Origin of the sequence: Finegoldia magna (assembly GCF_002243175.1) — a bacterium.
GTDB lineage: Bacteria > Bacillota > Clostridia > Tissierellales > Peptoniphilaceae > Finegoldia > Finegoldia magna_J.
Genome location: NZ_NDYF01000009.1, coordinates 37633 through 51869 on the forward strand (window position 1 = coordinate 37633; position 14237 = coordinate 51869).

Annotated in this window: 15 protein-coding genes; 14 read left to right on the top strand and 1 reads right to left on the bottom strand. The window is 28.5% G+C overall.

Going from position 1 to position 14237, the window contains the following annotated elements:
• The first annotated feature begins 136 nt into the window (after positions 1 to 136).
• Positions 137 to 1093 (top strand): DUF1002 domain-containing protein, encoded by a 957-nt coding sequence (locus B9N53_RS02575; protein ID WP_094203547.1) that lies wholly within the window; start codon positions 137 to 139, stop codon positions 1091 to 1093.
• Positions 1094 to 1221: 128 nt separating this feature from the next.
• Positions 1222 to 1785, top strand: a complete 564-nt coding sequence (locus B9N53_RS02580; RefSeq protein WP_094203548.1) for a redoxin domain-containing protein — start codon at positions 1222 to 1224, stop codon at positions 1783 to 1785.
• A 27-nt stretch (positions 1786 to 1812) separates the two neighbouring features.
• Here B9N53_RS02580 and B9N53_RS02585 read toward each other — a convergent pair whose 3' ends face one another.
• Positions 1813 to 3654, bottom strand: coding sequence for an ATP-dependent helicase (locus B9N53_RS02585; RefSeq protein WP_094203549.1), 1842 nt, complete (start codon positions 3652 to 3654; stop codon positions 1813 to 1815).
• Between the two features lie 100 nt (positions 3655 to 3754).
• On the opposite strand from B9N53_RS02585, the gene B9N53_RS02590 reads away from it, so the two are divergent.
• The 12 genes from B9N53_RS02590 (at position 3755) to coaBC (ending at position 14232) form a co-directional block, all read left to right on the top strand.
• Entirely contained in the window at positions 3755 to 4549 is a 795-nt protein-coding gene (locus B9N53_RS02590; protein WP_242432389.1) for a nitroreductase family protein, read from the top strand.
• A 67-nt stretch (positions 4550 to 4616) separates the two neighbouring features.
• Positions 4617 to 5423 (top strand): molybdate ABC transporter substrate-binding protein, encoded by an 807-nt coding sequence (gene modA / locus B9N53_RS02595; protein WP_094203551.1) that lies wholly within the window; start codon positions 4617 to 4619, stop codon positions 5421 to 5423.
• Complete coding sequence (gene modB / locus B9N53_RS02600; protein ID WP_241684723.1) at positions 5416 to 6099, top strand: molybdate ABC transporter permease subunit; 684 nt, start codon at positions 5416 to 5418, stop codon at positions 6097 to 6099. Before modA ends, modB begins: the two co-directional genes overlap by 8 nt.
• Complete coding sequence (locus B9N53_RS02605; RefSeq protein ID WP_094203553.1) at positions 6086 to 6700, top strand: ATP-binding cassette domain-containing protein; 615 nt, start codon at positions 6086 to 6088, stop codon at positions 6698 to 6700. The genes modB and B9N53_RS02605 overlap by 14 nt, the downstream gene beginning before the upstream one ends.
• A gap of 76 nt (positions 6701 to 6776) precedes the next feature.
• The gene (gene rnr, locus B9N53_RS02610) at positions 6777 to 8882 is read left to right on the top strand and encodes a ribonuclease R (RefSeq protein ID WP_094203554.1); all 2106 of its coding nucleotides are present in this window, start codon (positions 6777 to 6779) and stop codon (positions 8880 to 8882) included.
• Positions 8883 to 8894: 12 nt separating this feature from the next.
• A complete protein-coding gene (gene smpB / locus B9N53_RS02615) occupies positions 8895 to 9344 on the top strand; it encodes an SsrA-binding protein SmpB (protein ID WP_094203555.1) in 450 nt (149 codons plus the stop codon).
• Positions 9345 to 9353: 9 nt separating this feature from the next.
• A complete protein-coding gene (locus B9N53_RS02620) occupies positions 9354 to 11090 on the top strand; it encodes an Rqc2 family fibronectin-binding protein (protein ID WP_094203556.1) in 1737 nt (578 codons plus the stop codon).
• Positions 11091 to 11159: 69 nt separating this feature from the next.
• Positions 11160 to 12035, top strand: a complete 876-nt coding sequence (locus tag B9N53_RS02625) for a YicC/YloC family endoribonuclease (protein ID WP_094203557.1) — start codon at positions 11160 to 11162, stop codon at positions 12033 to 12035.
• Positions 12036 to 12042: 7 nt separating this feature from the next.
• Positions 12043 to 12294: a DUF370 domain-containing protein gene (locus tag B9N53_RS02630; RefSeq protein ID WP_002838275.1), complete on the top strand. Its 252-nt coding sequence runs from the start codon at positions 12043 to 12045 to the stop codon at positions 12292 to 12294.
• A 1-nt stretch (position 12295) separates the two neighbouring features.
• Positions 12296 to 12883, top strand: coding sequence for a guanylate kinase (gmk, locus tag B9N53_RS02635; RefSeq protein ID WP_094203558.1), 588 nt, complete (start codon positions 12296 to 12298; stop codon positions 12881 to 12883).
• The gene (gene rpoZ / locus B9N53_RS02640; protein WP_094203559.1) at positions 12876 to 13073 is read left to right on the top strand and encodes a DNA-directed RNA polymerase subunit omega; all 198 of its coding nucleotides are present in this window, start codon (positions 12876 to 12878) and stop codon (positions 13071 to 13073) included. Before gmk ends, rpoZ begins: the two co-directional genes overlap by 8 nt.
• Positions 13066 to 14232: a bifunctional phosphopantothenoylcysteine decarboxylase/phosphopantothenate--cysteine ligase CoaBC gene (coaBC, locus tag B9N53_RS02645; RefSeq protein ID WP_094203560.1), complete on the top strand. Its 1167-nt coding sequence runs from the start codon at positions 13066 to 13068 to the stop codon at positions 14230 to 14232. The genes rpoZ and coaBC overlap by 8 nt, the downstream gene beginning before the upstream one ends.
• Positions 14233 to 14237 lie beyond the last annotated feature (5 nt).

A 14237-nucleotide genomic window follows, 5' to 3' on the forward strand; every position in this document is an offset into this window, starting at 1 on the left:
AATTTTTGTAAAAATTTGAAATTAATTTATTAGTCTTTGAGATTTGGCTTATTTTGTTTAGTTTTTCTTAATAATTTTGTAGACTTTGAACGCTTGATTTTGTGCTATAATCAATGTGAACGGAGGATAATAATCTATGAAAAAAATTACAGTTTTTTTATTAGCTATTTTACTTTCATTATCATCAACTATCAGTTTTGCTGGTGAAATAGACACCAAGGTTGTTGATGAAAAGTGGGGTAAGCCAACTTTTGTGTATGGTGAAAGCTTAGATAAATCTCAAATTAGAAAAACAAAAGGACTTTTAAATATTGAGGATGACAGTAATATTAAGTCGGTTATGGTAACTTATAATGATTTATTGAAATACATTGGAGGAGATGATTCAAATCCAGGAAGTATGATTTCAAGCGTTTTGGTTAAAAAAGAAAACAAAAATAAAGGAATAAAAGTCAATATAACAACACCAAAAAACATTACATTAATTACCGAAAAACAATATGAAAATGCTGCAATTACAGCAGGTGTAAAAGACTGCACAATAATGGTGGCTGCAGTGAGACCAGTAACTGGAGAATCAGCTCTTACTGGTGTATTCAAAGCTTTTGAGTCAAATGGTGAAAAGCTTGATAGTGACAGAATAAAAGTTGCCCAAGAAGAATTAGAAGTTGTTAGTGATATTAATAAAGAAAACAAAGATAAAGGTGACTTTAATAGAGACAAATTAAATGATGTCATTGTTGTAATAAAAGATAATATTGCGAATATAAATATCAACAACAATGGTCAAGCTCCAACTCTTGAAGAAATTAAAAAGATTGTCAACGACGCAATCAAAGAGAATAATCTTGAAAATGTAATCACAGAAGATCAAAAACAAGAATTGGTAAATTTTTTCGAAAAATATTCTAATGTGAAATCTATTGATTCAAAAGATATTAAGGATGAATTGTCTAATATTTCTGGTAAAGTTATAGAAGGCGCTAAGGATATTTATAAAAAGGCAGAAGACGCAGGTATTATTGATAAAATAATTAACTTTTTCTCCTCAATTATAAAATCAATTGCAGATTCTTTTGATTCAAATAAATAACAAATTAAGAGGCTTTTTAGTCTCTTTTTTTAATTTTAAGATATAAGAAATAATATCAATCCAACTTGTAATCATTACAAAATATGATATAATTAAATTGTAAATTAAATAGGAAAGGATGATTATTTATGTCATTAATTAAAAAACACGTTGAAGAATTTAAAGTTCCTGCTTATCACAATGAAGAGCTTAAAGAAGTTTCTAGTGAAGATTTAAAAGGTCACTGGTCATTATTGTTCTTCTATCCAGGAGATTTTACTTTTGTATGCCCTACTGAACTAGAAGACTTACAAAACCTATACTCAGAATTTAAAGAATTAAACTGTGAAATTTATTCTATCTCTACAGATTCAGAATTTGTTCACAAAGCATGGCATGATAAATCTGAAAAGATTAAAAAAATCGAATATCCAATGTTATCAGATAGAGCATTTGTTTTATCAAAACAATTTGGTGTTTTAAAAGAAGCTGATGGTCAAAGTCAAAGAGGAGCTTTCTTGATCAATCCTGATTTAGATGTTGTATTATACGAAGTATCTGCTGATGGAATTGGTAGAAATGCACACGAATTATTAAGAAAATTACAAGCTGCACAATATGTAGATAAATACGGGGATCAAGTTTGTCCAGCAAACTGGGCACCTGGTCAAGACACTTTAAAACCAGGAATTGACTTAGTAGGTAACTTATAAATAGCAAAACTAGCTGTAAAATTACAGCTAGTTTTTTAAATTATTTTCAATCTCTATGATGTCTTTTAAAAATTGGGATGAATCAACCTCAACGGAATTTCTAGTTTTTGGAGATAATAGGGTTAATTTGTCCTTAGCCCTAGTCATAGCTACATAAAACATTCTTCTTTCTTCTTCAAATATATTTTCGTAATTCTTGTTGTTGGAATCAATATTTGTAGGAAACTCACCATCTATCAAATCAATAATGAATACTTCATCAAATTCCAAACCTTTTGCAGAATGTACAGTTAATAAATTTAGATTACTAGTATGTTTTATAGAATCCTTTTGGATTTTCTTTAAATTTTCAATTTCATTGATAAAATCTTCGTAGCACTCACAATCTTTAAACAAATATTTATATATTTCAGTCAAAAGGTCTAATGATATCTTTTGGTTTTGGAGTAGAACACTGTCCTCAATATATGTTTTGTAATCAATATCATTCATTATGATATCAATTTTCTTGGAACCTTTTGCTCTTTTTATTCCTGAAAAAAATGATTTTAAGTCCATAAATCTGTCTACATAATACCTACTCAGAGTTGAATCATCCAAAAGGCGATCTAAAATAGGCATTGATTCATCGTAAGTTTCAAGTTGATTTATGGAGGTTTTTTTAATGTAGCTGTTTAGTTTGTAATAAATATCTCTAAAAAGTCCGACAGATGTTTTGTTTTCAGAAAAAGCAATCATTTTTAAAATATCATTGAGTACAAAATGATTGTAAAAATCATCTTTTTGATATCTAGAGTGAAAATTAATATCTTGATCGTGTAAATACTTCGTTAGAGCTATAGAAGAAATATTCTTTCTGTACAATATAGCAGTCTTTTTATCAGGATTTATATTATTTTTTAGATAAGAAAACATGGACAAAAAGTTTTGAGGAAATTTTATTATTATTTTCTTATCTGATGATTTTGTGGATGTAACATCTTTATTGTATCGATTTTTATTCTGTTTTATAAATAGGTTACTTGCGTTAACTATTTTGTCCGTACATCTGAAATTTTGGTCGATATAATAAATACTAGCATCTGGGAAAATCTTATTAAAATCTAACAAATAGCTAGGATCTGCGCCTCTAAAAGAATAGATTGACTGGTCGTCATCTGCTACAATAAACAAATTATTTTCAGGGTAGGCGATTTTTTTGATTAATTCAAATTGAATTTTTGAAGTATCTTGTCCTTCGTCTACTTGAAAAAATTTATACTTACGTTTAATTCTTTTTAGTATATAATCATCTTCGTTGAGTATCTCAAATGATTTTGTAAGCATATCATCAAAATCAATATAAAAATTATTTTTCTTAAAGTTTTCATACTCTAGGTATATTTGTTCAAAATTTTCAATATCGAATTTTGGAAAATCTTTTATTATCATCATATTTTTACAATATCCATAGTATTGCAAGAATTTTTCGACGTCTTCATCCTTAGAGTTTGTTTTATTGATTTTTCTTATTATATTTCTTATAACAAGATATTTATTGATATCATTATTGGATTCAAGAATTTTAAATATTCTATTATTCATTTTATAATGTAGTTTAATAATATAGTAGCAAAAAGAATGAATCGTGGAAAAATAGGCAGATTCTGTTTCTGGAAATTTTTCAGAAAATCTTTCTTTCATATCTACTGCTTGAGATTTGCTAAATGTTATTGATAAGATACTTTTTGGATCAATATTGTGAACTTTTTCCAAGTATTTTATTCTATTAAGAAGTACGGTAGTTTTACCGGCTCCTGGAACTGCCAATACTAATGCAGGGGATTCAAAATGAGAGATTGCTTTTTGCTGATTTTCAGTAAATTTCATATTATCACCTTTAATTATTATATCAAAATGTTTGTGATTATTCGCAATTTGTAGTATTATTTAATTATAAGATTTATGATAAGGGGTAAGTAAAATGTCAATGAATGAATTTTTAGAAAATAGAAAATCCGTAAGAGATTTTAAATCAAAAAATCTTAGTGATTCAGATTTAAAAAAAGTTGAATCTATTATTTTTGAAATAAACAATTTTGCAAAGAAATACGACGTTAATTTTAAATTATACAAAGATGGTTCTGTGGTTTACAATGCTCTTGATGGAGAAGGTGGATACGAAGGAACTATGATTAAAGCTAACCATTATATCGCAATGGAAGCTGACAAGAATAATGAGTTATCAATGATATTTGGTGCATTTTATTTTGAAAATTTAATCACAAAATTAGATGCATTAAATGTAGGAAGCTGCTGGGTGACTATATCTAATGCTTCAGAAGAATCCAAAAAATCAGCTTTTGGAGATAATTCTAATGTAGATTTCTTACTTGCTATGGGATATGCTCCAAATGAATTTGGATTTGGTAAGAAGAAATTTAGCTCAAGAATTGGTGTTGAAGAATTTGTTTGTGACAAATCACTTTCTACTCCAATCGATATAGATAAATTACAAAATTATGGATTGGATGAGTTATTTAGTTATTTGAGATTTGCTCCTTCAACTAAAAACGAACAACCATGGAGATTTGTATTAAATGATGACGATTTTGATTTGTATATCAAGGATTACAAAGGAATAGAAAATTTAATAGATGCAGGAATTGTGATGTACTATTATACAGAATTAGCTAATTATAATAATATTGATGCAAATTGGACTGTTAAAGAAGAATTAAACGATAAAGACAATTGCAAATACATCGCATCAGTTAATTTTTAATTAAGAAAAAAAGCCTTTTTAAGGGCTTTTTTAATACATAGCGTTATATTTGAAGGAGGATAATGAAATGAAGAAAAAGTACTTACTATTAATGTTAGTGGGGTGTTTAATTTTGGCTAGTTGTGCAAAAAATGAAAAACAAAATACTGAACAAAAAGCAGAAAAGAAAACAGAAGAAAAGACAAATAATGAAAACATAAGCTTATTTGCAGCAGCTTCATTAGAAGAATCATTAGCGAAAATTATTCCTGAATTTGAAAAAGAAAATAATGTTAAAGTAGATGTTAACTTAGCAAGTTCAGGAAAATTACAAAAACAAATCGAACAAAAAGCTCCTTGTGATGTTTTCGTTTCAGCAGGACAAAAACAAGTTAAAGCTCTTGAAGAAAAAGAACTTGTAAAAGATTCAAAAAGTTTATTAAAAAACAAGTTAGTTATTGTTAAAAACAAAGAAACTGATGTTACAATTTCTAAAATTGAAGATTTGGAAAACATTAAAGGTAAAATTGCTGTAGCAGAATTGGAAACTGTTCCAGTAGGACAATATACAAAACAAAGTTTGACTCATTATAATTTATTGGACAAGCTTCAAGAAAAATTTGTATATGGTAAAAATGTTAAAGATACTTTGAGATTTGTTGACAGCAAGGAAGTTGAAGTTGGATTTGTTTATTCTTCTGATGCTGTAACTGATGATAAGGTTGAAGTTGCTTTTAATGTTGATGAAAGTTCTCACAAACCTATTATTTATCCGATAACTAAAACAACTTACTCTAAGAATACCGAAATGCAAAATAAATTGTATGAATTTTTACAAAACGAATTATCAGCAAAATATTTCAAGGAAGCAGGTTTTGAATCTAGCCATGAATAATGATATTATGATGCCTATTATTATTTCATTAAAGGTATCCATAATTTCAACTATTATTACGTCTATTCTATCAATATTTATTGCATGGATGATGGTAAAATTTAACAAGAAAAATGGTAGTATATTAGAGGCAATTATCACATTGCCTCTTGTTTTACCACCATCAATATTAGGGTATATACTTTTAATTGTAATAGGGAACAATGGATTAATTGGGAAATTTTTTTATGATAATTTTGGATGGAGTGTTATTTTTACTTGGAAAGCGTGTGTTATTGCGTCTGTAATAGTTTCGTTTCCACTTATGTATCAAAACTGTAAAGCATCTTTTCAAAGTATAGACAAGAAAATTTTGAATGCAGCAAGAACTATGGGGGCTAGTGAATGGAAAATATTTTTCAGAATAGCAATTCCTTTAGCTTATACAGGAATAATTAGTGGTTTGGTACTTGCTTTTGCTAGAAGTTTAGGAGAATTTGGAGCGACTATGATGGTTGCTGGAAATATTCCGAGCAAAACTCAAACAATTCCATTGGCGATGTACTACGCGGTTGAACGTGGTGATAAAACAACGGCAAATACTTTAATGGTTGTTGTTGTAGTATTTTCATTTTCATTGATATATTTCTTGAATAGATGGATAGAAAAGAGAAGGAATAGAAATGCTGGAGTGTAATATTGAAAAAAAATTAAATCATTTTATACTGAACGTGGATTTTACAGTAGAAAATGAAATTTTGTGCATAATGGGTGAGTCTGGAAGCGGAAAAACATCTATTTTAAACTCGATCGCAGGTTTATTAACTCCGGATAAAGGAGAGATTATTCTTGATGATAATATTTTGTTTTCAGATAAAATAAATTTAAAACCACAGGAAAGAAAAATTGGATATGTTTTTCAAGATTACGCACTATTTCCAAATATGAGTGTTAAAGACAATATTTTCTTTATGAATCCTGACATAAATTATACAAAGTTACTTATAGAAAAACTAGGAATTGAATATCTTTTGGGAAATTTTCCAAATACTTTATCAGGTGGAGAAAAACAAAAAGTTTCAATAGTTAGAGCGTTAGCAAATAAGCCGCGTTTGCTATTAATGGATGAACCTTTCAGTTCAATTGATGAAAAATTTAAGAATAAATTTTATGAAGAATTAATCGAAATCAAAAAATCATTGGATATTCCAATTATCATGGTTACCCATAATAGAGTTGAGGCAGAAATTTTATCTGATAGATTAATTTTTATTGATAAAGGGAAAATTGTAAAATAAACGTTAAATACAATAATTAGGTAGTTTTTTATCATTTAGGGTATAATATAGATAGGAAACAACCAGGAGGTATTTAATGAAAATAAAGCAAAAGGTACTTAATATCGTAAATTCTAATGATTATATTCCTTTAACTTTTGATGAATTATCTTCAAGATTAAATATTGAAAAAAAAGATAAGAAAATTTTTCATAAGATTATTAATGAACTACAAAAAGATAAGAAAATTTTACTTGATAAAAATTCTAATATAATTCCAATTACAGAGCAAAAAGCATATCCAGGTACAATTCAAGGATCTGGAAGTGATTTTTGCTATTTTATTCCCGATGATGAAAGCATTGACGATATATTTATAGCCAAAAAAGATTTAAATGGCGCAATCCACAAAGATAAAGTTTTAGTTACAATAACTGTAGATAAAAAACCAAACAGAAGTCCTGAAGGGAAAGTTTTACAAATTTTATCCAGAGAAACAAAAAAACTTGTGGGAACTTTTGATGAAGCAAAAGGTTATGGTTTTGTAATTTTAGATGATAAAAAATACGGGTTCGATGTTTTTGTCCAATCTGGTAATAAAAATGGGGCGAAAAACAACGATAAAGTCGTAGTCAAATTAATTAAAACTCCATCTAAAAAACACAAAAATCCAGAAGGAGTTATAGTTGAAGTCTTAGGAGGAAAGGACGATCCTGGAATTGACATTTATTCTATAGCAAAGACTTTTAAATTACCGTATGAATTTCCCAAAAAAGTAAAAGAACAAGCAAAGGAAATAGAGCAACAGGTGGATGAATCAGAAAAGAAATCTAGAATTGATTTTAGGGATTTGTTTACTGTGACAATTGATGGATCTGATGCAAAAGATTTTGACGATGCCATTAGTATTACTAAAAAAGATGATAATTTCATACTATATGTTCACATAGCGGATGTGAGCCATTACGTTAGAAAGAATACTGCACTAGATAAGGAAGCTTTTAGAAGAGGAACAAGTGTATACATGTTGGATAGAGTAATTCCTATGTTACCTACAGAATTATCTAATGGAATTTGCTCATTAAATCCTAATGAAGACAGGCTTTGTTTGACAGTTAAAATGGAAATTTCGCCAACAGGAAAAACTCTTGACTACAAATTCTATGAATCTGTTATAAATTCTGATTATAGATTAGTCTATAAAAATGTGTCAGACTTTTTGGAAAACATAGAAAATCCTTATGATGATGAAAAACTCACGGATAATTTATTACTAATGAAAGAATTGTATGAAATTCTAAGTGTTAGAAGGAAAAATAGAGGAAGCATCGACTTTGATTTTCCAGAAACTAAAATTATTTTAGATGAAAATTCTAAAGTAGTTGATGTTACAAAAGATGAAAGAAGAATTGGAAATAAATTGATTGAAGAGTTTATGCTGATTACAAACGAAACAGTGGCAAGTCATTTTGGATATTTGGATAGACCATTTTTGTACAGAGTTCACGAAGAACCTGACGAAGAAAAGGTGAATACTTTTAAAAGAATTTTGTCTAATTTTGGTTACCATTTGAAAGGTAAGAATTTGTATTCAAAAGATTATCAAAGAATTTTAAATGAACTAGATGGCAAACCTGAAAAACCTCTATTATCTTCGCTTTTATTAAGATCTATGCAAAAAGCTGAGTACAGCCAAAATCCTAGTATTCACTTTGGACTTGCATCGATGTTCTATACGCACTTCACTTCTCCAATCAGAAGATATCCTGATTTATTTATACACAGAATTGTGAAGAATTTTATAAATCATAAGCCAGATACTAATAACGAAAAAGAATTCATGAAATATATCAAAGACATCGCAAAACAATGTTCAGCAACTGAAAGAAGAGCTGAAGAAGCTGAGAGAGAAGCTATTGATATGAAATCTGCGGAATATATGCAGCAACACATAGATGAAGAATTTGAGGGAATTATTAGTTCGCTAACAAAATTTGGAATTTTTGTACAACTTGACAACACGATTGAAGGTTTAGTACAATTTCAATCTATGATAGATGATTATTATGTATTTGACGATAAAAACTACACGGTTTATGGAGAAAGAACTAAAAAATCGTATCATATTGGACAAAAAGTTAAAGTTAAAGTTATAAATAGTGACAAAGATAAACGTCAAATAGATTTTGAATTTGTAAATTAGAAAAGGAATACAATGAGTGATATAAAATTATTAGCAAACAATAAGAAAGCACGTCACGAATATTTTATCGAAGATGTGTACGAATGTGGAATTGAACTGAAAGGAACTGAAGTAAAATCTATCAAAAAAGGGAAAGTTTCCATTAAGGAAAGTTACTGCATGATAGAAAACTCAGAAGTTTTTGTTTATTCTATGAATGTAAGTCCGTACACAGAAGGAAATATTTTTAACGTGGATAGTTTAAGAAAAAGAAAACTTTTAATGCATAAATCTGAAATCAGAAAATTAATCGGAAAAACAAAAGAACAAGGTTATACTTTGATACCTCTAAGAGTTTATGAAAAAAATGGACTTGTAAAAGTAGAGATAGCTCTTGCAAAAGGTAAGAATCTATACGATAAGAGAGAAACTTTGAAAAAACGTGACGATTTGAGAAATATGCAAAGAGCAATGAGAAGATAAGGAGTAATAATGAGCTTTGACGGAATTGTAACAAAAGCGATAGTAGACGATATAAAAGGAAAATTAATCAACGGGAAAATCAGCAAGGTTAATCAACCCGATAAAAACGAATTGGATTTAATTATCTATAATAACAAACAAAATTATAAACTTCTTATTTCTGCATCCTCATCTTTACCGAGGATGCATTTTACAAATGAAAATAAGAAAAACCCAATTGAAGCGTATAATTTCTGTATGCTGATGCGAAAATACTTACAAGGAGCGGTTATAACTGATGTTTATCAAGAATCGATGGATAGAGTTGTTAGTATTGACATCAATAGCAGAGACGAAATGGGTTATGACATGAACTACACATTAGTTGTAGAACTTATGGGTAAACATTCCAATATAATTTTAATTGAAAAAGAAAGTAAAATGATTGTAGATGCAATTAAGCGAATTAGCTTCGATACAAAAAGCATCAGACAAATACTTCCAAAAACCAAGTATTCGTGCTTGGAAGATGATAAGATAAATATTCTACAATCGGATGATCTTCCAACGGATATTGCAGAAGGAACGACTAAACTGCAACAAGTTTTTTATAAAAATTACACAGGATTTTCTCCAACTATTTCAAGAGAAATATGTCTGAGAGCAGATTTGGATTTTAACATAAGACTTGAAGATTTGACTGAAAATGAAAAATTAAGATTTAATCAAGCTTTTATTGAAGTTAGAGAAGCTATCAGAAATTGTGATTATGATTATTCTATAGTCATCGATGAAGATGAAAAATTAAAGGATTTTCATGTAATTAAATTAGAAAAATACGGATATCAAAAGAAAAACTTTGATGATATTCACGAAATGTTGGATTATTATTATAAAAAACACAGTTCAAACGATTCAATTACACAAAAATCTTCGCACTTGAAGAAAATCGTTTCAAATAAAATTCAAAGAAATTCAAATAAATTGAGCAATTTAACTGTAGATTTGCAAGAAGCTAAGAAAAGGGATATTTACAAAGTTTATGCTGATTTGATAAGTTCAAATATGCATTTGATTCATAAAGGCGTGGATAAAATAAATGTACAAAATTTCTATGATGAAATGAACCCAATTGAGATTCCATTGAATCCAATAAAATCTGGAAATGAAAACGCACAAAATTACTACAAAAAATTTAGTAAATTAAAAACTAGAGAAAAAATGATTACACAAGAGCTTCCTCTTATAAAACAAGAGAATGAATATCTTCTACAACTTCTAGAAACTTTGGAGAGAGTAACAGAGTATCAAGAACTATCAGAAATTAAGGATGAGATAGTAAAAATAGGTTTGATAAAAAAATCTAAGAAAAAAACTGCAAAAGTAAAACCATCAAAGCCAAGACATTTTGTAACAGAAAATAACGTTGATATTTTTGTAGGTAAAAATAATTACCAAAATGATAATCTAACTTTGAAACAAGCTAATAAAGAAGATATTTTCGTTCACGTAAAAGATATGCCAGGTTCACACGTCATAATGCGAAACGAAAACTTGACTGAAGAAGACTACGGCATTGCTTGTTTCTTAGCGGCGTATTTCTCCTCAATGAGTAAAGAAAAATACGTTGAAGTTGATTATACCGAAAAGAAAAATGTTAAAAAAGCTAAGGGAGCAAAACCTGGAATGGTGTTTTACAATAATTTCAACACTGTTAATGTCGATATGAGTTCTTATGATATTGACAAAATCAAAGAAATTGTTTAAAAATTGTAATAAATCATTGTAAATTCTTAAATATTAATATACACTAACAATATCAGAGGAGGCGATAGAATGAAGTCTATGACAGGATTTGGATCTTCTAGTTTGGAATTGGAAGATTGCAGCATAGATATTGAAATCAAATCTGTTAATAATAGGTATTTGGATTTCAATTTTTCAATGCCGAGTTATTTGAATTTTATGTTGGAAGACATGAAATCATTAATCAAAAACAAGTTAAAACGTGGAAGAGTTGATGTTTATATCAAAATTAAAAAATATCAACTATCAGTTGACAGTGTGGATATCAACTATGAATTAGCTCAAAAAATCAAGGAAAAGCTTGATTCATTAAATCAAAAGTTAGATATGGCATCAGATATCAATGTCAGGGATTTAGTAAAATATGATGATGTAATGTCATTTACTTACAAAGATTTAGATAATGAATTTTTACACGATAATATTTTAAAAGTTTTAGATGAAGCTGTGAATAAAATATATTCGATGAGATCTATTGAAGGCGATAATTTGATGGAAGATTTATCGACCAATCTATCAAAAATAGAAGAACAAATATCTAAAATATCAAGCTTGACTGAAAATAGTGTAAAAGAATACAGAGAAAATTTATTTAATAAAATATCTGAATTGTTAGATGAAGAAACAATTGATAAGGACAGAATGTGCTTGGAAGTTGCTTTAATGGCTGACAAAGTGGACATTAACGAAGAATTAAAGAGATTTGATTCTCATATAGTTCAATTTAAATCAGCAATGGATATGAAAGATTGCATAGGACGTAAATTGGATTTTATAATTCAAGAAATGAATCGCGAAATCAATACAATTTCTTCGAAATCGAATGATGAATCTATTTCTGTTTGCGTTATTGAAGTTAAAAGTTTGATTGAAAAATTGAGAGAACAAGTACAAAACATTGAATAGAGGGAAAATGGAAAGTTTAGGTATAGGATTTTCAAATTTAGTAAATAGCAACAGGATTATTGCGATTGTTAGTCCCGAAACAAATCCAATTAAAAGAATTGTTCAAAAAGCAAAGGAAGACAATAATCTTATCGATGTTACTTTTGGTAGAAAAACTAGAAGCGTAATAATTATGGATTCAAGTCATGTTGTGTTGAGTTGTCTTCAACCAGAGACTTTACAAATGAGATTAGATAAATCAAATAATAAGGAAGATTAATATGAGAGACGGATTTTTATTAGTTGTTTCTGGTCCATCGGGAGTTGGAAAAGGAACTGTTTGTGAAAAATTAATATCACAAAAAAATGATATTGTATATTCTGTATCCGCTACAACAAGGAAGAAGAGGCCTTATGAAATAGACGGAGAAAATTATTATTTTTTGAGTTTAGATGAGTTTAAGAAGAAAATAGAGCAAGGAGATTTCATTGAATATGCTAATGTGCACAATAACTATTATGGAACTCCAAAATCCTTTGTTTTTGATCAAATAAATAAAGGAGAAATAGTTATTCTAGAAATTGATGTTCAAGGAGCATTAAAAGTAAAAGAAAACTATCCAGAAGCTGTTTTTGTATTCATTCTTCCACCAGATTTGATTGAACTTAGGAGAAGAATTGAAGGAAGAAATACAGAAGATGAAGAAACAATTAATATTAGAATGCAAAATGCCAAGAAAGAATTGAGTTTTATTGATGAATATGATTATGCAGTTATCAATGAAGATGTTGACGAAACTGTAAAAAATATTGAAACTATAATCGATGCAGAAAAATTTAGAGTTGTAAAAGGAGAAAAATATGATTAATCCATCATTTAAAAAATTATCAGAAATAAACAATAGTAGATATGCACTTTGTGTAATGGTAAGTAAAAGAGCAAGAATGTTAATAGACGGTAAAGACACAAAACTAAAGAAAGCAAAAGCTCAACCAGTTACTACAGCTTTAGAAGAAGTTATGGAAAAAAAGGTTTGGGAAAACAAATCAAATGAGTAAAAATATTCTTTTAGGTGTTACTGGAGGAATTGCTATTTACAAGGTTGTAGATGTTGTAAGTAGACTAAAAAAACTTGACTATAATATCAAAATTATAATGACTGATTCAGCTTGTGAATTTGTAAGTCCAATGACATTTGAAACAATTGGAAAATGCGATGTTAAAAACAAAATGTTTCATAACAATTCACACAAGGTTGTTGAACATATAGAGCTTGCAAAATGGGCAGATTTGTTTTTGATTGCACCGGCAAGTGCAAATACTATGGCTAAAATAAATTATGGTATTGCAGACGATCTGCTATCATCTACAGCACTAGCTTATACCAAGCCAATAATGTTTTGTGTAAGTATGAATACCAATATGTTGAATAACCCAGCTACACAAAAAAACATCGAAGATTTGAAAGAAAAGGAACACTTAATTATAGGTTCAAATAGCGGAATGCTCGCTTGTAACACAAAAGGAGATGGAAGATTAAAGGAACCTTGGGAAATTGTTGAAGAAGTCGAAAAATACTTTTGCGAAAAAGATTTAAAAGGAAAGAAAATTTTGATTACAGCCGGAGCTACAGTTGAAAGAATTGACACTGTACGATATATAACGAATGATTCTAGTGGGAAAATGGGATATTCGATTGCGAAGAAAGCTTTTATGAGAGGGGCCAATGTGACAATTATTTCTGGAAAAACAACAGCAGAAAGTCCATACGGTATTGAAAACATCAAAGTGGAGTCTGCTATTGAAATGAAAGAAAAAATCGAAAGTTGCATCGACAATTTCGACTGTTTAATTATGGCTGCAGCAGTAAGTGATTTTAAAGTAAAAAATAGAAAAGATTTAAAAATAAAAAAACAAGACGGTATCAATTCATTAGAATTAGAAGAAAACCCAGATATTTTGAAATCATTAAATAAAAAAGATGGTCAAACCTTTATAGGATTTGCGGCAGAAACAAATAATTTATTAGAAAATGCTAAGAAAAAGCTAGATAAAAAAAATCTAGACTTTATAGTATTAAACGATGTATCGAAAAAAGACATTGGATTTAATTCAGAATACAATAAGGTAACTGTAATCAGCAAAGATAATATATTAGAAATTGATAAGAATACAAAATTAAATATCGCAGATAAGATATTGGATTTGATAAAGTAGGTAAA

Excerpts from the sequence above, each read along its gene's own strand:
- B9N53_RS02580 (WP_094203548.1), top strand. The coding sequence starts at position 1,222 with ATGTCATTAATTAAAAAACACGTTGAAGAATTTAAAGTTCCTGCTTAT.
- B9N53_RS02605 (WP_094203553.1), top strand. The coding sequence starts at position 6,086 with ATGCTGGAGTGTAATATTGAAAAAAAATTAAATCATTTTATACTGAAC.
- B9N53_RS02575 (WP_094203547.1), top strand. The coding sequence starts at position 137 with ATGAAAAAAATTACAGTTTTTTTATTAGCTATTTTACTTTCATTATCA.
- B9N53_RS02620 (WP_094203556.1), top strand. The coding sequence starts at position 9,354 with ATGAGCTTTGACGGAATTGTAACAAAAGCGATAGTAGACGATATAAAA.
- rpoZ (WP_094203559.1), top strand. The coding sequence starts at position 12,876 with ATGATTAATCCATCATTTAAAAAATTATCAGAAATAAACAATAGTAGA.
- coaBC (WP_094203560.1), top strand. The coding sequence starts at position 13,066 with ATGAGTAAAAATATTCTTTTAGGTGTTACTGGAGGAATTGCTATTTAC.
- B9N53_RS02590 (WP_242432389.1), top strand. The coding sequence starts at position 3,755 with ATGAATGAATTTTTAGAAAATAGAAAATCCGTAAGAGATTTTAAATCA.
- modB (WP_241684723.1), top strand. The coding sequence starts at position 5,416 with ATGAATAATGATATTATGATGCCTATTATTATTTCATTAAAGGTATCC.
- B9N53_RS02585 (WP_094203549.1), bottom strand. The coding sequence starts at position 3,654 with ATGAAATTTACTGAAAATCAGCAAAAAGCAATCTCTCATTTTGAATCC.
- rnr (WP_094203554.1), top strand. The coding sequence starts at position 6,777 with ATGAAAATAAAGCAAAAGGTACTTAATATCGTAAATTCTAATGATTAT.
- B9N53_RS02625 (WP_094203557.1), top strand. The coding sequence starts at position 11,160 with ATGAAGTCTATGACAGGATTTGGATCTTCTAGTTTGGAATTGGAAGAT.
- smpB (WP_094203555.1), top strand. The coding sequence starts at position 8,895 with ATGAGTGATATAAAATTATTAGCAAACAATAAGAAAGCACGTCACGAA.
- B9N53_RS02630 (WP_002838275.1), top strand. The coding sequence starts at position 12,043 with ATGGAAAGTTTAGGTATAGGATTTTCAAATTTAGTAAATAGCAACAGG.
- modA (WP_094203551.1), top strand. The coding sequence starts at position 4,617 with ATGAAGAAAAAGTACTTACTATTAATGTTAGTGGGGTGTTTAATTTTG.
- gmk (WP_094203558.1), top strand. The coding sequence starts at position 12,296 with ATGAGAGACGGATTTTTATTAGTTGTTTCTGGTCCATCGGGAGTTGGA.